The following is an 18,591-nucleotide window of genomic DNA, read 5'->3' on the forward strand; positions in this document are numbered from 1 at the left end:
ATTAAAGTGAGATCATATAGCTGCTTTGCTTACCCTTCTAATTCTAAGCGACATGATGGAAGCAAACAGGCATAAGAACCCGGCTACGACAAATGGAACGGTGTAGTTGCCAAGCAAATCCCGCAGTATGCCTGCGCCATATGCAGCTAAGGACGCTCCTGCTTGATGTGCCACGACAATCCAGCCAAATACCATGCCAGCCTTCTCTTTGCCGAAAGCATCGGAGGTGAGCTTGGCGGTAGGCGGTACAGTGGCAATCCAATCCAGTCCATAAAAGACGGAGAAAATAAGCAGCTGCGTATATCCTGCACCGAGCGCATAGGGCAAGAAAATAAGGGAAAGCCCGCGTAAACCGTAATACCAAAGCAGCAGCCATCTGCTGTCAAATCGGTCAGTCAGCCAGCCCGACATCGTCGTGCCTACTAAATCAAACAAACCCATTAACGATAACAATCCCGCTGCAATGACGATTGGAATTTGAAAATCACCGCATGCGGGTATGAGGTGCGTACCGATAAGACCGTTGGTGGAAAAACCGCATAAGAAAAACGTGCCTGCCAGCAGCCAGAAGGTTCCGCTCTTGCTTGCTGAAACCAAAGCCAAAATCGGGGTCAAAAAGAGATTGCCTGCAAATGGAACAGGCTTAGCCAGCTCTGTTTCTCCCAAGGGAGCGATGCCAACGTCATAGGGATGGTTCCTCATCCAGATGGCAACGACCGGAAGAAGCAAAGCGAGTAAAGCAACAACTGAAAATATCGAATATCTCCATCCAATTTCACTTGTTATTTTCGCGATTAGCGGGAGGAACAGCAATTGGCCAGTAGCGGCGCTGGCCGTCAGCAAGCCAATGACAAGCCCCTTATGCTTCACGAACCAACGATTGGCAACGGATACGCCGAGTACATTGGCGAGAGCGCCTGTGCATAGACCGACCACGATCCCCCATAACAACACAAACTGCCAGATTTGTGTGATAAGCGGCGTGAGTGAAATGCTTGCAATTAATAAGATAATCGCAAAAACCATTATTTTGCGAGTGCCATATCTGGCCATTAGTGCTGCGGAGAACGGCCCCATTAAGCCGTATAATAGAATTCGGATTGAGACCGCTCCGGAGATCGCGCTGCGATCCCAGCCAAATTCATTTTCCAGTGAAAGCATCAGTACGCTGGGGACTGAGCCGATGGCAGCGGACACAAGCAGCGTGAAAAACACGATGGCAACGATGATCCAGCCGTAGTAAAAAGGATGTTTTAGCGAACCCTTTTGCATGCAAATCCTCCTCATATGTAACTGGATTAGTTGTATTTGATTGCAAAAAACAGGTTATGGACCTGCATGGGAAAGCGTGTCTTGCACGAGCGTAGTCAGCGTCGTTTTAGACAATTCCTTTCTGAAGGCCGCTTCTGCTGATTCGTAATATTGTGTTAAGGCAGGCTGTATTCCCCTCCCAATAGGACAAGTGTAATTGGGCTCGCTGTAGTGCAGTTCTTTCAGCGGCTTTTCTTCTACGGCTTCATACACGTCAAGCAAGGTCATTAGATCTGCGCTTTTAGCGAGACTCCACCCGCCATTTACGCCTCCACGCCTCACGCTCACCAAGCCTGCTCTGTTAAGCGCCCCAAGAATTCGACGGATAAATACGGCATGGCTGTTCACACTTCTCGCAATGAGCGCTGAAGAGACGAATGGCTGGTTCTTATCCTTGTCTAAATAAATTCTGGATAAAATATGAAGGGCTACTGTGAAATGACTGTTCGATGCCATAGGACCACTCCTTAATGTAACTATATTAGTTTCATTTGATTATGCTGTCAATCGTCATTTGTACAGACATAGAAAAGCCGCGCGATGCGCGGCTTTGAATGTAGCATTCATGTTAAGGCACGAATTGCTGGACGATGCGAATGATCTCTCCATCCTTCACAGTTAAATGATAAGGAAAGCCCTTGATATCCAAATCATCCTCTGTGCTCAGCAGCTCGATAAACTTATCGACCGAAATCGGCTCATTCCATACGATGTCTGCTTCTAATACATTGCCTGTGCGGTTATAAATTTGCATAAGCACCTCGGCATCGCTGGCGATGGGCAAATCATGCAGCGTCTCGTCATCATTAATGATGTAATAATCGTCCGGTGGGCCATCGAGCCCTGAATCTGCTTCTCGCTCAAGAAATTTCTGAACGGCTGCTTCGCCTTCATACCAGTCGACTTGATCAATGGATAGCAGATAGTAATCGTTCTTCTTATGAACGTTTTCAATGTAGCCCGTTTCCATGTCTGGGGTCTGTTCTACTGGCACATATTCACGGCCTCCCGTCGGCGCAAAGCTAAAGGCCGTGAGACAAGCTATCGCAACTACTGCGATGATTGCATATTTTTTCATAGCGCAGACGCTCCTTCTATTTGGTCTATATTCTTATTCAGCTTACTTATAGAATATAACGAGTTGGGGGCACAATAAGTTACAGAAAAGCTACAAAAAAATTTAAAGCAAGAAGAAACGGCTTCTCCGTCCCTTGAAAGAGGACGTAACCCGTTTCTCGCAAAATGATAAGGCTTCTTTATCGTTTAAAACATATAAAGCCTTATATTTTTAAAAAGCGAATGCCTGCGTATGGCGCAGGCATTCGCTTAGATGACAAACAGATCCATGAATCGCTGGACCGAAGTCTGCTCTAACGTCTTTTGATCATTACAAAGCTCTAAGATTGCTTGTGTTTGCTTGGCGGGAAATCGGCTTCTTACATTCGTTTCGAATTTTTGAAGCAAGAGCGGGATCGCTTCCTTCCTCCTTCGGCGGTGACCGATCGGGTATTCCACTGCAATTCGGTCAGAAGTCGTTCCATCTTGAAAGAAAAGTTGGATGGCATTGGCGATGGAACGTTTGTTTTCATCCCTATAATCCAAGGTATAGGACGGTTCTTCGACAACGGTCATTTTTTGGCGCAGCTCATCGATACGCGGATCTAGAGCCGAAGCATCCTCATAGTGGTCAGCAGTCAGAGTCCCATGGAGAAGTGCAATGGCTGTCATATACTGAAGGCAATGATCACGGTCTGCGGGATTATGAAGCGGACCTGTTTTGTCAATGATACGAATGGCAGATTCATGGGTGGTCAACACGATTTTATCAATCTCATGAAGCCTGCTTATGATTAAAGGATGAAGCTGGATGGCGCATTCCACCGCGGTTTGCCCATGAAACTCAGCAGGGAAGGAAATTTTAAACAAAATGTTTTCCATGACGTACGAGCCAAACGGCCGTTGCACGGAGAAAGGTTTTCTTCCAAACAACACATCATAAAAACCCCAACCAGGTGCGGTAAGCGCGGAGGGATAGCCCATCTCCCCTTTTAACGCCAGAAGGGATAGCCGAACGGCCCTGCTTGTCGCATCGCCTGCGGCCCAAGACTTTCGAGGACCGGTATTGGGGGAATGCCTATAAGTGCGAAGCGCATGGCCATCAAGCCAAGCATGCGAGACGGCAGCTTTGATTTCTTCGAGCGTTCCTCCGAGCAGCGCAGTCACAACAGCCGTTGAGGCGACTTTTACCAGTATGACATGATCAAGTCCGACTCGGTTAAAACTATTCTCAAGCGCGAGAATCCCTTGGATTTCATGCGCTTTTACCATGGCGACAAGCACATCACGCATGGTTAGCGGTGGATTGCCATTAGCTAGATTTGTACGGCTTCGATAATCTGCGGCAGCCAGTATTCCGCCTAAATTATCGGACGGGTGCCCCCACTCGGCTGCCAGCCACGTATCGTTATAATCGAGCCAGCGAATCATGCAGCCGATATTGAAAGCCGCTGTGATAGGGTCCAATTGATGCGATGTGCCAGGCACACGTACACCATTCGGGGTAAATGTACCGGGTACAATTGGACCGAGCAGCTTGGTGCATTCGGGGTAACGCAGCGCAAGCAAGCCGCATCCCAAGGTGTCCATGAGACAATAGCGTGCCGTAACAAGAGCCTCTTCGCTTCCTGCCTGACTGCTTACGGCATAGACGGCAATGTCTTCAATCAATGGGTCATAGGCGGGTCTGCTATTGTCAGCAGGCATGGACATTTGCTTTTTCCTCCTCTAACCATTACGGGCGCTGATCGATAGGGAGCCACGACCTGCGATCAGGTCCAATGTAGTCCGCATTTGGCCGAATGATTCTGTTAGTTGCCCTCTGCTCTATAATATGAGACGACCAACCGCTAATTCTAGAGATTACGAAGATTGGCGTGAAAAAGGTTGTTGGTATACCCATCCTCCGGTATGCCGATGCGCTATAGAAATCCAAATTCGCAAATAGACCCTTCTCCCGCTGCATAACCCCCTCTATCCGCACCGATATATCGAATAAAGCCGTATCGCCGGCTTCTTCATTTAACTTTCTAGACCAATTTTTTATGATGTCCGATCTCGGATCTCGGATAGAATAGACCCGATGGCCAAATCCCATAATTAATTGCTTGTTGCCTAGCCTATTCAGGATTCCGGCTTCAGCCTCGTCTGGACTCGCGAATTGCTCAATTAAAGACATTGCCGCCTCGTTGGCTCCGCCATGAAGAGTTCCGCGTAACGTGCCAATCCCGGTTGTCACAGCCGAGTAAAAATCGGACAACGTTGAAGCGGTTACCCTCGCCGCGAAAGTGGACGCATTAAATTCGTGTTCTGCATACAAAACGAGTGAGGCGTCCAACGCGTTCTCATGAAGCTCGCAAGGTTTAGAGCCATGAAGGAGCTGAAGAAAATGGCCTGCAATGCTTGAATTGTTCGTGGCGGTTTCGATTCGAATGCCGTTCGTATGAAAATGATGCCAGTATAGCAAGATCGAGGCGCTGCATGCTATAAGTCTATCTGCGATCGATAAAGGTCCGTGTTCCCCATCTTCAGGTTCGAAAGCGCCGAGTGCAGATATGCCTGTTCGCAAGACATCCATGGGATGAGTCTTTGGCGGCAGCTGTTCTAAAATAACGGTTAATCCGGCAGGCAGCTGCCGCAGAGAGATAAGCTTTTTTGTATACTGCTGCAGTTCGGCATCTTTAGGCAGTTTTCCGCGAAGGAGCAAATAAGCCGTTTCTTCAAAGGAGCCATGTTCAGCAAGATCCTCAATGGTAAACCCTCTGTACGTTAGGCCCTTACCTTCCTTCCCGACCGTGGAAACGGCGGTTTGACCGGCAATGACATCAGCGAGGCCCCCTGCTTTTTTAATCGTCATCGCTGTTTACCTCCTCTTGGCTGGAGTATAGCCGATCCAACTTCTCCTCATAGCTGTAATAACCTAGAAAATCATAAAGCTCCGCACGGGTTTGCATTTGAGCGATCACATTTTTTTGCGTTCCTTCATGCCGAATAGCCTGAAATACTTGAAGCGCAGCTGCATTCATAGCACGGAAGGCGGATAGCGGATAAAGAGCCATGCTGACGCCCGCATGGCTAAGCTGCTGGAGCGTAAAGAGCGGGGTTTGCCCGAACTCCGTAATGTTGGCCAGCACAGGTACATTTACGGCTTCCGCGAAGGCTTGATAATCCTCCAGCTGCATGACAGCCTCGGGAAAAATCATATCGGCGCCAGCTTCTACAAAAGCGCATGCCCTATCAATCGCAGAAGACAGTCCTTCCACTGCAAGGGCGTCTGTGCGAGCCATAATGACGAATTGGCGATCTTCCCTGGCGTCGGTCGCCGCTTTAATTCGGTCAACCATTTCCGACTTGCTGACGATGGCTTTATTCGGGCGATGGCCGCAGCGTTTGCTTGCGATCTGGTCCTCGATATGAACGCCTGCTGCTCCTGCACGCTCCATCATCTTGATCGTACGCGCGATTTGAAGGGCACCGCCAAAGCCCGTATCGACGTCAACAAGGAGCGGAAGCTCTGTAACGCTCGTGATTCGTCTGACCTCCTCCAGAGCATCCTGCAGCGTTGTCATGCCCAGGTCAGGAAGTCCATGAGCCGCATTGGCAACGCCGGCACCGGAGAGGTACACTGCGCGAAAACCGACTTTTTCGGCCATAATGGCTGAGTACGCATTAATCGTTCCTGCAATTTGCAGAGGTTTCTCGATTGTTATTGCTTCACGAAAACGATCACCAGCTGAACGGCCCATTTCGTCACCGCCTTTTCCACATAACGTTTATTTAAGCAGCTTCCCGCTTATGACGATCCGATGGATTTCATTTGTCCCTTCATAGATTTGTGTCGCCTTGGCGTCACGGAATAATCGCTCAAGCGGAAAATCCTTTGAGCAGCCGGTAAGGCCGCAAAGCTGCACACCATCACCCGTCACCGATACGGCGGTATCGGAAGCGAACATTTTGGCAGTCGACGCTTCCTTGGTACACGGAAGGCCTGACTGGTATAAATAAGCAGCGTGGTAGACGAGCAAACGCGCAGCTTCTACCCGTGCCGTCATTTGGGCTAACGCCTCATAAGGCTGACTTCGCTTTATTTGGGATGGGAACGGATGATTGCTGCGAATCGAGAAATGCCGTTCAATCAGTTGAAGCGCTGCTTGAGCAATGCCGAGCGCTTGCGCTGCAATGCCGATCCGCCCCCCATCCAGCGCCCCTTTGGCAATGGCGAAGCCTTCCCCTTCTAATCCGAGGCGCTGTGCTGCGGACACCTTTACCTGATCGAATACAAGCTCGCAGGTGTTTGAGCCGTGGAGGCCCATCTTATTTTCGCTTCTGCTTACCTTCAGCCCCTCTGCGCCGCTCTCCACTATAAATGCCGTAATTCCCCGAGTGCCCTGCATGCGATCCGTTACTGCGAAGGTGATGTACGTATTTGCTGCGCCAGCATTTGTAATAAACTGCTTCACGCCGTTTAAAATGTAAAACTCTCCGTCAAATTGAGCTGACATACGGATCGAAGCAGCATCCGAGCCGGCTTGCGATTCCGTTAATGCGAATGCGCCTAACCATTCCCCTGCCGCTAGCTTTGGCACATAGTGCGCGATTTGCTCATTTGTACCGTAACGAAGGATGGGGAAAGTGCCGACTGAGGTATGAACGGATAGAATAACACCAACGGCTGCGCTGACCTTGGATATTTCATGAATGGCAATGACGTACGATATGAAATCGGACTCCGCCCCGCCCCATTTTTTCGGAATGGGAATGCCCATCAAACCAAGCTCAGCCATCCTTTTTATAAGATGAGTAGGGAACGTGTGGTGCAGCTCCATCTGATCGACAGCTTCGGCAACCTCCGTTTCCGCAAACAGCCTGACGGCTTGCAGATATTCCATTTGCTCCTTCGTAAATTGCAGATCCAAGGTACAGCACCCCTTCCCGAATGCGCTAGCCCTGTTGTCCGTTGTATAGGAAAAAGCCTCTTCCGGCCTTTCGCCCCAGCCATCCGGCTTGCACGTATTTGCGCAGCAAAGGGCAAGGTCTGTATTTGGAATCTCCAAAGCCCTGCTGCAGCGTCTCCATAATGGCTAAGCAGGTATCCAGTCCAATAAAATCAGCTAGTTCAAGCGGTCCCATCGGATGCTTCATTCCGAGCCTCATAATTTGATCGACCGACTCTGGCTCGGCAACGCCTTCATAGACCGCGTAAATGGCTTCGTTAATCATGGGCATTAAGAGCCGGTTGGAAATAAAACCGGGGAAATCCTTTACCTCAACAGGGTTTTTCCCTATCGCCTGCGCAAGGCGATTGATTCGCTTAAACGTCTCCTCTGAGGTGGCAAGCCCGCGAATGATTTCAACTAGCGGCATAATGGGTACAGGGTTCATGAAATGCATGCCGATCACGAGCTGAGGCCGCTTTGTTGCTGATGCCATATCCGTAATCGATAAGGATGAGGTATTCGACGCAAATAGCGTAGTAGGCTGGCAAATAAGATCCAGACGGGCAAATAATGCTTTTTTGACTTCCATTTGTTCAGGAGCAGCTTCAATGACAAGATCTACATCCTTCGCGTCTTCAAAATTTAGGGAAGTAGATAGGTTTGCCAAAATCCGATCACGCTCCTGAACGTCTAGCTTGCCCTTGGTCGCTAACCGGTTCAACCCAGCAGTGATTGCTGCCTGCCCGCTGTCAAGGACATCTTGCGAAATGTCATAGAGCGTGACGGACAGATCGCTTTGGGCGAGGGTCTGAGCGATGCCGCTGCCCATTTGACCGGCTCCGATAATCATGACCTTCTGGATTACCTTCGTCATCTTCATCGTTATACCTCCGGTGTCAGGCATCGACCTGTATCATGACTGCATCACCTTGCGCGCCGCCGCTGCAAATGGCAGCGATGCCAATGCCCCCGCCTCTTCGTTGCAACTCTTGCACCATGGTGAGCAGAATGCGGGCTCCGCTTGCACCGATCGGATGGCCTAGTGCGATGGCTCCTCCGTTTACATTCACTCTCCCTGCATCCCAGCCAAGCTGCTTGCCGCATGCCAAGACGACAGATGCAAAGGCTTCGTTGACTTCGAATAGGTCGATATCACCGATGGAAGCGCCTGTTTTCCTTAATAGCTTCTCGATGGCAAGAGCAGGCGCTGACCCAAGTCTGCCAGGACTCGTGCCTATCGTACTGTGTCCAAGTATTTTCGCCAGCGGTATCGTCCCCGTTCGTCGTGCCTCTACATTTGACATCAGCACTAATGCGGCGGCTCCGTCATTGAGGCTTGGTGCATTACCGGCAGTTATCGTGCTGTTGGTATCATGTAGCGGCTTCAATCTAGCTAGCTGTTCAGCGTTGGTGTCGGGCCGCGGACCTTCATCTGTATCATTGATAGCGCTTCCCGAAGTCGGGAAAGGCACGATTTCTTCCTTGAATAGTCCATTGCGGATAGCAGAAGCTGCGCGTGTATGGCTTCGAAACGCCCATTCATCCTGATTGAATCGGGTTAATCCGTATTCAGCCGCAACCTGATTGCCGTGCACTGCCATCAGAACATCTTCGAAGGGACAAAGCAAACCATCATGGAGAAGTAGGTCGGTCAGCTCCGTATGGCCAAGTCGTCTCCCCCATCTCCCGGTTTGCACAGCAAAAGGAGCCTGGCTCATGCTCTCCATCCCGCCTGCGACGATGGTTTCCGCGTCACCGGTCCGAATTACCTGATCAGCGATCGTAATGGCCCGCATGCCGGAAGCACACACTTTATTGATCGTTTCCGCTGGTACCTGCCAATCAAGTCCTGCTAGCCTTGCCGTTTGCCTTGCCGGGTTTTGGCCGCTGCCCGCTTGAAGGACCATGCCCATAATGACAGCGTCTACTTGATGCGGTTGAATTCCGCTTTCCGACAGTGCTCCTCGGATGGCGGCTGCCCCCAGTTCAACAGCTTTAGCTTCCTTGAATATCCCGCCTAATTTACCAAAAGCCGTTCGCCGTCCGCCCACAATGACTGTATGACGCATGCTGAACTCACCTCCTAGTCCGACAAGACTGCAAGGCTGCAGTCCGTGCTCATGCCTCCGGTCCCCATTTCCGTTTGAATGCATTTGGCATCACGCATCAAGCGCTCCATTCGATATTCCTGCATATAGCCGTTGCCGCCAAAAATTTGAACAGCCTCTTTGGTCGCGAATACCGCCATATCGGCGGCATACTTGCGGGCGATTGCAGCTGCTCTGCCATAGTGCAAGCCCTCGTCCTTACGCCAAGCGGCCTGATAAACGAGGAGCCGAGCAGCATCCAGATTGGCGGACATGTCCGCGATTTTAAATGAAATGCCCTGCTGTTTGCTGATGCTCGTGCCAAATTGCTTGCGCGTCTTGGCATAGCTTGCCGCAGCTTCCAACGCGGCTTGAGCCACGCCAACCGATTGCGCAGCAGCACTTAAATAACCAAGGACTGTTAACGAAGAATACATCTCTTTGCCTTGGTCGTTACGACCAAGTTTATAATTTTCCGGGATGCTGCACTGTTTGAAAGAGGCATTGGTAATTATAAGGGAGCGCAAGCCAAGCGTTCGGAATTCTTTTCCGAATTGAAGTCCATTCGAACCGCCTTCAATAAGAAAAGCTTCCGCGCCAGCACTTCTGTCACGATCCCCTTTGTCCTCCTTAGCCCTAGCATATACCATGTACCAATCCGCATTTCCCCCATGCAGGACGTAGGGATGCCTGCCGTTAAGTAGCCAATGGGTTCCGTATGCTTTCACCGAAAGTGTTTTCATTTGTTTTGCTTTCCCTATTTGCACATCAGGCAGCGCACTGCCTCCCAGGCAGTTTCCGCTGGCAAGCCGAGGCAAAATGAGGTTTCTCGCTGATTCGCTTCCGTAAGCATAGAGCGGCCATGTCGCATAAACGGTATGCGCGTGCAGCGCAGCCGCAGTGGACGCACACACTCTGGCAATCTCCTCCAAAATGATGGCGTACGTGAGCCAGTTGCCCCCAGCACCTCCATAACGCTCTCCGATTGGAATACCGGTTAAGCCGAGCTCCGCCATCTTCTGGAAAAGTGGTCGGTCAAACCGCTCGGCAGCATCCCGTTCTGCAGCGCCTGCTCCAATCTCATTCTCCGCAAACTCCCTAATGATTGAACGGGTGAGTGCCAGTTCCTCGGATAAGGCAAACTGCATCGCCCTCCCCCCTCTTCTCATAGCTGTTCCAACTAGATGGACAAAGTTCGACGGGTTCCGCACATATCGTAGTATATGAGTGCTCCTTCTGGAAAAATGCCTTGCGCTTCGCCTTAGCAAAACCTACCAAACAAACAAAAAAGCCAGTCTCGAGTGAGACTGACTTTGGTGCCGAGTAGAGCTTCATGTCGTACGGTATACATAGGGATCTTCCGGCGTTTCAATCGGTTGCCATTCGTTAACCTTCAAGACAGGAATCGTTTGTTTGAACGGCTGATAGAGCTCCCATGTCAGCTTACCAGTCACACGCACCCAATCATCGTCCTTCATTTGCGTGTTTTTGGGGAATTCAACCAACATTCCGAAAACTCCGGAATCGGCAACACAATGAATGAATCCAAATCGGAAAATGAAATAATGGTTGCCATCCACTTGCTGGCCTTTGTAAGCAAAGCCATCAAACCCAATGGTTTTGCCCATGAAAGCCTCTGGCGAATTATAAATAACCTCCATGCCTTTTAAATAATCCGCTTCGGTTAGGAGAATCTCAGGTCGCTTGATATATTCGGCCAGCTCTTTGTTTTTAACAAGGTCATAGTCATCTTTACGGTAAAAAACGCTGGAATCCGGCTTCAAAAATTGATGGGCGCCAGGATTTTTTTCAATATTTTCTTCAAAGCTGGGAAAGGAAAAGCCTTTGGCTTTAACAAAGCTGGAATCCAGCGCGTAGGCGGGCAGAAATAACCCTGTAACAATCGGTACAAACAATATTGAGTAGCTTATTAAGCGCTTTAGCTTGCTTTCATTGCCATGGGAATGTCCATGATCGTGGTCATGACAATGCACGTGATCATGTGATAGGTTAGCATGAACATGCGCATGGTCATCGCGATCACAACTGCTCGATTGATTAGCAATTTCAGCAGCTTCCCGTTGCTTCTCTTCGGTTATTTGCTTCCGCGAAACCCGTACAAACTCGAATACACTTAATAATCCCATAATGACTACGGCACTCAGTGATAGATAGGAATATTTCATATTAATATATTTCTTAATGTCACCCGTATAATGAAGCATGAAAAACATGAATGAAAATCCGAATAAAATAAAAAAACGTATCATCCGAATATCCTCCCTACAATCAACGAACCCGCCAAGGTGAAAACCGTGACTAGCGCGATCAACACAAATACAAATTTACTGCGATAGGTTCCGAGCAGCATCAGCGTATTTTTAATATCAATCATGGGGCCAAATACAAGAAAGGCGGATAAGGAACCCACGGTAAATGTACTTCTGAACGATGCAGCAATGAAAGCATCGGCTTCCGAGCACAATGAGATTAGGAAAGCCAGAGCGATCATGACTAGCGACGAAGTGACAGGATTACTGCCTAAATGCAGCAAATAGGACGTTGGTACAAAGGTTTGCATGCAAGCGGCAAGGAAGGCGCCAAAGACCAAATACTTCCCGACAGAGAAAAATTCTTCAATGGCATGAACAATGACTTCATACATTTTCTTGCCGATTGATGCTGGCCGCCCTTTTCGTACAGAGACTTGCTCAGTCCCGGCTGCAGCTTGTCCGTCCTGCACTCGGAAAGGCAGCTCCTTGAACGTCAAGGAAACAATCAAGGCCACGCAAAAAGCAACGGCAACGGCAAGCCCTGCCCGGATACCGACCATCTCCCAATCATTTCCGAAAGCGATATAGGTTGAAAATAATACGATCGGATTGATAATCGGTCCGGTCAGCATAAAGGCAATGCCCGCGTGAAGCGGCATGCCTTTGTTAATAAGCCTTTTCGTTATCGGAACGATCCCGCACTCGCAGGAGGGGAAGAACATGCCGATGCCGCAGCCAAAAAGAATGGCCAAGACCCGATTCTTAGGCATAATACGGGCAATCCAGTTATCTTTTACGAAGGCTTGAATGAATCCCGAGATGAGGACGCCGACTAGCACGAATGGAATGGCTTCCATCACCATGCTAATAAATATCGTATTAAGTTGATAAAGGGTTGTCACATTGTCTCATCTCCGGGCGAACAGGCTCATCGTGCATTCCTTGTTATACCGATTGCTGGCTGACGGTACCTCCGGGCTCGAAGGTAAGCAGCTTCGTTGCGATTTTATCAATAAAGAAGCGGTCATGACTGACCGTTACTACAGCTCCGGGAAAATGAAGCAAGGCCTGCTCCATCACCTGAATGCTTGTCAAATCCAAATGATTCGTTGGTTCATCCAAGATAATGACCTCTGCGCCGGACAGCAGGCATTTAGCTAAAGCTACGCGTGCTTGCTGGCCGCCGGATAGCGTGCCTATGACTTTCTGAAGATCGGCCTCGGAGAACTGAAGCATGGACAAGAACTTGTTCACCTTTTTTCTAGGCGCATTCAGGCCAAGCCCAAATATATTAACGGCATGGCTTACCGTGTCCTTCGGATCAAGCTCGTCCCACATCCGATTGAAGAAAGCATAATCGACGCCTTTGTTCCATTGCACCTTGCCGGAATCGGCAGGCTCCTGTCCCGTTAATACTTTAATGAGCGTTGATTTACCGCTCCCGTTGGAGCCGATGATCGCTATCCTGTCTTCCTTTTGGATATCAAAGCTGATATTTTCAAAAATAACCCGGTCCGCATACGTTTTGCTAATCGCCTCTACCGAGCACAGGTTATCCGGAAATCGCAGATTCTCATAAATATCCGTAATCAATACATTAACCGGATGGGGCTCTACTCGCTTCTTCAAATCTGCGAGCTTGCGCGAGAGGCGATCTTTAGAAGACTTTCGTTTGGAGCGGTCATCGATCTCTTCCGCCTCCATCAGGAGCAGCTCCTCTTCCCATTCAAATTGGCGATCAAGCTCTTTTTTGCGAAGCTTCTTTTTCCGAATATAATCGGTGTAATTGCCCTCGTATTCCTGAAAATGATAATTTTCAATTTCAATGGTACGCGTAACCACGCGGTCAATAAATTGGCGGTCATGGGAGATAAGCACCATCGTACCGCTGAATCGATGCAGCCATTGCTCCAGCCAAGCCAGACCCTCCAGATCCAAAAAGTTAGTCGGCTCGTCGAGCAGAACGATGTCGGGCACTTCAATGAGCATTTTGGCAAGCGCTGCGCGATTGCGCCACCCGCCGGAGAGCTGGTCAACAGGCTGCTGGCGCGATTGATCATTGAAGCCAAGCTTCGTCAGCACCGTATCAATCTCAACTGCTGCATTCCAGCCATCATGGTGCTCCATTTGCTCGAACAGCTCCGCTTGGCGATCCAGCAGAGCGTTCATCTCTTTGTCATCTGCCACACTGCCTAGCTTCTCGCCGATCTCAGCTAATTCACGCTCGATGCTCCATATATGTTCATAACATTGTTCAAGCTCCTGCTTGACGGAGCGCGTACCGCTCAGCTCGGAGAATTGGGAGAAGTAGCTGAGCTTTAGCTGCGGATCTCGCTCTACCTTACCGGCAGTGGGCTCTTCCTGCCCTAGAATGAGCTTGAATACGGTTGATTTCCCAGCGCCGTTTCGTCCAATCAACCCAATCCTCTCGCCCTTGCTAATGCGAAAATAAATATCTCGGAATATGAGCGTGTCCCCATATTTTTTAGTTACATTTTCTAATCGAATAATACTAATGACAATCACCTCTGTATATGGTTTTAAACCACGGGAGACCTTTGTGTCAAGCAATCGGCAAGAAAGGACCACATGGCCCATTGCTGGCAGCTCATTGTGGTCCTTCGGAATAAGTAGAAATTATAGCAACTGTTCTAATTTGAGAGATTTTAAGCGCAGCGGTGCAATATGAACAGTCGAGGTTTTAAAGCCAGGCATTTTGCAGTCGGGATCGAGCTCGGGACTCGTCGCTTTATTTACGTTTTGCAATCCGCCCCAGTGCATGGGAACGAACACGGTGTCCTCTCTTATCTTATCCGTTATTCGGCTTCGAACAGAGAAGCTGCCTCTGCGCGAGGTTACCTCCACCCACTCCCCGTCCTCAATCCGGTGCTTTCTTGCCGTGGCGGAGTGCATCTCCACATAGTTTTCAATGTTCCGGGCAGCAAGCGAAGGGCTTTTATGGGTCTGAACACCAGTTAAATAATGAGCCAGCACTCTTCCGTTCGTCATAATTAATGGATACTGTTCGTTTGGTATTTCCTGTGGGAGCTTGCTGTTAACGGGGAAAAATTTAGCTTTGCCGTCTGGATGGGCGAACTCGTGCTCGAACATCATGCCTTGGTTTCCGTTCTCATCAGTGGAAGGGCATGGCCAGTATACGCCGCCCTCACGCCGCAATCGCTCATACGTAATTCCGTAATAATCGGCAAGCCCACCGCGACTTGCAAGCCGGAGCTCATCAAATATATCTTGAGCGGAATCGTATTTGAAATAGCACTGCTTGCCGAGCTTCTCGGCTAATTGGCATAATATGGACCAATCATGACGGGACTCGCCGGGAGCGGCCGCTGTGGATTCGCGTAGCAGCACTCGCCCTTCCAAATTCGTTAGCGTTCCTGTATTTTCGAGGTAAGCCGTAATTGGGAGAATAATATCAGCCATCCGGGCGGTTTCCGACATGAACATGTCTGCCACGACCAGAAGCTCAAGGCTTTCCAAAGCTTCCTCTACCAGATTGGCATTGGGATTCGAGACGACCGGATTAGACCCCATGACGAATAAGGAACGGATCTCTTGCTGGTGGACAAGCTCCATCATTTCGTAGGCGGACACTCCCTTGCGCGGAAGCTCAGCTGGTTCAATTCCCCAAACACCTGCTACATAACGTCGATCTTCTTCATTCTCAATACTCCGATAGCCGGGCAATTGATCGCTCTTTTGACCATGCTCCCGTCCGCCTTGCCCATTTCCTTGACCCGTAATGGCGCCATAGCCGCAGCCAGGCTTGCCAATCTTTCCAGTCGCAAGCACCATATTCAAGAAGTTACGAACGGCCACATGTCCGTCGGTTTGCTGCTCAACGCCTCGAGCGGTGAAAATAATGCTAGTCTCCGCTAGTCCATAGGCGAGCGCCGCTTTACGGATAACAGCCTCCTTGAGGCCGGTTAGCTCCGCCACCTCTTCCAGCAGAACGCTATCCATGTGTGACTTCAATTGTTCATATCCGCTTGTGCGATTGGCGATAAACGAGTGATCGAGAAGATTCTCTTCGAAGAGAACCTTCAGGAGGCCATTGGCAAGCGCAGCGTCAGTTCCTGGTTTTACTTGCAGATGGATATCTGCCATATCGGCAGTTGCCGTAATTCTAGGATCAATGACGATAATGATGGCCCCGTTTTCTTTTGCTTTCGTAAAATAAGGCATCAAGGTCGGCTGGCATTCCGCGATGTTGGTTCCTGCCAGCACGATGCAGCGAGCAAGCGGAATATCGGAGAGTCTGCAGGTCAATCCACGGTCTACGCCAAAGGTTTTATTGCCGGCAGAAGCAGCGGCAGACATACAGAAACGGCCATTATAGTCCACATACCGTGTACCAAGCGCGACTCGGGAGAATTTGCCTAGCAAATAGGCAGTTTCATTCGTTAATGAGCCTCCACCATATACGCCGAGAGCATCTGCCCCGTGCTTATGGGTAATCGTTTGGAACTTGCTCTCAATCGCATCCAATGCTTCTTCCCAGGTGACAGGTACGTGCTGGTCATTCTTCTTCATTAACGGTTGAAGAATGCGATCTCGGCTAGTCGCGTGCTGATGTGCATTCCTGCCCTTTACGCACAAGCGGCCTTCTGAAGCAGCATTAGGAAGTCCTTCAATCGAATAAGTAAAACGACGCGCCCCCGTGGTATCCGGTTCTTTAACCACCCGCATCTTACACTGTACGCTGCAAAACGGGCACTGCGTATCCAGTACAACAAGCGAATCTTTTACCGCAGAGCTTTTATTTATTGGCTGCATATGCGTTCACCAAGCCTTTCACTATTTAGATAAGAGGCAGCAGCTTCCGCTCGGCTCATAAGGTCCATACGATGCTCAACATCCAATACCGATTCCCTGATCTCATCGATCGCTATCCTCTCCAACCACTTCCATACCCTTTCCCCATTTTCTGCTTGCTCCCGATAGAGTTGTAAAATGGCTATACAAAGTTCTATTGCTAAGGAATCAGACTCGGCAATCCCGATCAACTGTCCTTGCTTCACGGGATGCTCTGCATGGCCTCCGGCATAAACCTCCCACCCTGCTGGAGAACCGGCAATCCCGAGATCTTGGACAAGCACACCTGCTGGGCTATGAATTCCAGAGGAGATCGCCCCTTTCACAGGTGATGGGAACGTTAGGTATTGGCAAGCATGGTGCATTTGTTTCGCTAACAAAGTCGTATTAAATCCGCTGACTGGTGGTGAAGGGACGTCTAGGGTTAGCTTGCGGGAATTGTTGCTTTTGTTATAAGCAGACGCTTCATTCGCTTGCTGCGGATAATAAAGAGTCCAATAATAGGACAAAGCCTCAGAACAAGTTGAACAGCCCGCTAAGTTTTGCCAGCCTAGCGTCTCCATAACTTCATGTTTACTTGTAAATACACCATTCTTCATGGCAGACTTGACCATATCATGATTGAGGGTAGTACAATTGCAAATCGGGGTAACCGTAGGAGCCAACGATTCCTTATCATCCCGAAGGGCATAACGGACGATTGCAGCTACCATAGGCCGGCAGCCACCGCAGGAGCTTGAAGCTTTTGTACGGTCGCGCACTTGCTCAATGGTTCGCAAGCCATCCTCCATAACCGCGCACATAATGGACGATTTGGTGACTGCGTTGCAAGCACAGACCGTCTCGCGCTCAGGCATGCTAACAACTATGCTATCCTCGTCCGATTGATCTTCCTTTGGCTTTGCAGCGAGCTCGGCTATAGGAGCGCCCCTCTTTACTAAGCCGAGCAAGGAAGTTCCTTCTGCTGTACTGCCAAACAAAATAGCTCCGCTTACTTTGCCGTCTTTCATCGTTATTTTCTTATAGGTTCCTTGAATGCCATCATAGACCTGTAACGCAGTATCCGCCTCTCCTTGCTGAATACTGCCTACCGAAAATACCTCTACACCAGATACTTTCAACTGCGCATAGGGCACAGAGCCTTCATAGCCAACCGCTTGAGTACCGCATAAGCTTCCTGCAAGCACCTTCCCCTGTTCATAAAGCGGCGCAACAAGGCCGTATGCGACCCCGCGATGCTCCGCGCATTCGCCGACTGCGTAAATACTGGGATCGCTCGTTCGCATAAAATCGTCTACGACGATGGCTCGATTCGTTGTTAGCCCGCTTTCTTTGGCAAGGGTAATGTTAGGCCGTATTCCAACAGAAATAACGATTAGATCCGCCTCCAGCGTACTGCCGTTGGAGAACCTTATGCCTTTCGCACGGCTCAGTCCTATAATACTTTCGGTTTCCTTGCTAAGCCAAAAACGCATGCCCTGCTGCTCCAGCTCTTTGCGCAGCATGTCAGCAGCCATGACGTCAAGCTGGCGATTCATTAAATAAGGGGCATTATGGATGACTTCCGTTTGCATACCGAGATTCAAGAGACCGCGTGCTGCTTCAAGACCTAGCAGACCTCCTCCAATTACGGCTGCTTTTTTATACTTTTTCGAATATTCGATCATGGTGGCGCAATCCTCCATGCTCCGGAAAGCAATAACGCCTGGCTTATGAATGCCGACGATCGGGGGAATGAAAGCGGAAGATCCTGTTGCTATAATAAGAAAATCATATTTGGCGCGGATACCGGATAAAGTCGTCACTTGACGGGCTTGGATATCCATATGAACGACCGTCTCTCCTGTATAAAGCTTAATCTCTCTCTCTTCGTACCATGACCAGTCGTTGATAACGATGCTGTCGATGGTCGAATCTCCTTGCAGCACCTTGGATAATAATATCCGATTATAATTGGGATGCGGCTCGCTGCCAAATACAGTAATGTCAAACCGGTCAGGCTCCAGCTTTAGTATCTCCTCGACACACTTGATGCCAGCCATGCCATTTCCGATTACAACAAGCTTTTCTCTCTTCATCTATGCTCACATCCAC

General features: G+C 49.5%; 15 protein-coding genes. All 15 read right to left on the reverse strand.

All coding sequences use genetic code 11. The features are described from left to right. Positions 1 to 12: 12 nt before the first annotated feature. The gene (locus tag E0496_RS08575; RefSeq protein ID WP_141501173.1) at positions 13 to 1,272 is read right to left on the reverse strand and encodes an MFS transporter; all 1,260 of its coding nucleotides are present in this window, start codon (positions 1,270 to 1,272) and stop codon (positions 13 to 15) included. A gap of 54 nt (positions 1,273 to 1,326) precedes the next feature. Then, a complete protein-coding gene (locus E0496_RS08580) occupies positions 1,327 to 1,767 on the reverse strand; it encodes an Rrf2 family transcriptional regulator (protein ID WP_141501174.1) in 441 nt (146 codons plus the stop codon). A 112-nt stretch (positions 1,768 to 1,879) separates the two neighbouring features. Next, complete coding sequence (locus tag E0496_RS08585) at positions 1,880 to 2,389, reverse strand: hypothetical protein (RefSeq protein WP_141501175.1); 510 nt, start codon at positions 2,387 to 2,389, stop codon at positions 1,880 to 1,882. 248 nt (positions 2,390 to 2,637) lie between these two features. After that, on the reverse strand, positions 2,638 to 4,080 hold the full coding sequence (locus tag E0496_RS08590) for a bifunctional 2-methylcitrate dehydratase/aconitate hydratase (protein WP_141501176.1): 1,443 nt from the start codon (positions 4,078 to 4,080) through the stop codon (positions 2,638 to 2,640). A 22-nt stretch (positions 4,081 to 4,102) separates the two neighbouring features. After that, complete coding sequence (prpC, locus tag E0496_RS08595; RefSeq protein WP_141501177.1) at positions 4,103 to 5,224, reverse strand: bifunctional 2-methylcitrate synthase/citrate synthase; 1,122 nt, start codon at positions 5,222 to 5,224, stop codon at positions 4,103 to 4,105. Next, the gene (gene prpB, locus E0496_RS08600; RefSeq protein ID WP_141501178.1) at positions 5,214 to 6,113 is read right to left on the reverse strand and encodes a methylisocitrate lyase; all 900 of its coding nucleotides are present in this window, start codon (positions 6,111 to 6,113) and stop codon (positions 5,214 to 5,216) included. Before prpB ends, prpC begins: the two co-directional genes overlap by 11 nt. Before the next feature lie 27 nt (positions 6,114 to 6,140). Continuing rightward, positions 6,141 to 7,283, reverse strand: coding sequence for an acyl-CoA dehydrogenase family protein (locus E0496_RS08605; RefSeq protein WP_141501179.1), 1,143 nt, complete (start codon positions 7,281 to 7,283; stop codon positions 6,141 to 6,143). Between the two features lie 25 nt (positions 7,284 to 7,308). Continuing rightward, positions 7,309 to 8,184 (reverse strand): 3-hydroxyacyl-CoA dehydrogenase family protein, encoded by an 876-nt coding sequence (locus tag E0496_RS08610; protein WP_241674645.1) that lies wholly within the window; start codon positions 8,182 to 8,184, stop codon positions 7,309 to 7,311. A 16-nt stretch (positions 8,185 to 8,200) separates the two neighbouring features. Continuing rightward, positions 8,201 to 9,373: an acetyl-CoA C-acetyltransferase gene (locus E0496_RS08615; RefSeq protein ID WP_141501180.1), complete on the reverse strand. Its 1,173-nt coding sequence runs from the start codon at positions 9,371 to 9,373 to the stop codon at positions 8,201 to 8,203. 14 nt (positions 9,374 to 9,387) lie between these two features. Beyond that, entirely contained in the window at positions 9,388 to 10,539 is a 1,152-nt protein-coding gene (locus tag E0496_RS08620) for an acyl-CoA dehydrogenase family protein (protein ID WP_161601344.1), read from the reverse strand. 183 nt (positions 10,540 to 10,722) lie between these two features. Then, the gene (locus tag E0496_RS08625; protein WP_141501182.1) at positions 10,723 to 11,661 is read right to left on the reverse strand and encodes a TIGR03943 family putative permease subunit; all 939 of its coding nucleotides are present in this window, start codon (positions 11,659 to 11,661) and stop codon (positions 10,723 to 10,725) included. Then, positions 11,658 to 12,527 (reverse strand): permease, encoded by an 870-nt coding sequence (locus E0496_RS08630; protein WP_241674704.1) that lies wholly within the window; start codon positions 12,525 to 12,527, stop codon positions 11,658 to 11,660. The genes E0496_RS08625 and E0496_RS08630 overlap by 4 nt, the downstream gene beginning before the upstream one ends. An 82-nt stretch (positions 12,528 to 12,609) precedes the next feature. Then, positions 12,610 to 14,181 carry an ATP-binding cassette domain-containing protein gene (locus tag E0496_RS08635; protein ID WP_141501739.1) on the reverse strand — a complete coding sequence of 524 codons (1,572 nt, stop codon included), beginning with the start codon at positions 14,179 to 14,181 and terminating at the stop codon, positions 12,610 to 12,612. Between the two features lie 120 nt (positions 14,182 to 14,301). After that, positions 14,302 to 16,458, reverse strand: coding sequence for an assimilatory nitrate reductase catalytic subunit NasC (nasC, locus tag E0496_RS08640; protein WP_141501184.1), 2,157 nt, complete (start codon positions 16,456 to 16,458; stop codon positions 14,302 to 14,304). Further along, entirely contained in the window at positions 16,446 to 18,575 is a 2,130-nt protein-coding gene (gene nirB, locus E0496_RS08645; protein ID WP_141501185.1) for a nitrite reductase large subunit NirB, read from the reverse strand. Before nirB ends, nasC begins: the two co-directional genes overlap by 13 nt. Positions 18,576 to 18,591 lie beyond the last annotated feature (16 nt).

This window comes from Paenibacillus luteus (assembly GCF_006542765.1).
In the GTDB taxonomy this organism is placed as follows: domain Bacteria; phylum Bacillota; class Bacilli; order Paenibacillales; family Paenibacillaceae; genus Pristimantibacillus; species Pristimantibacillus luteus.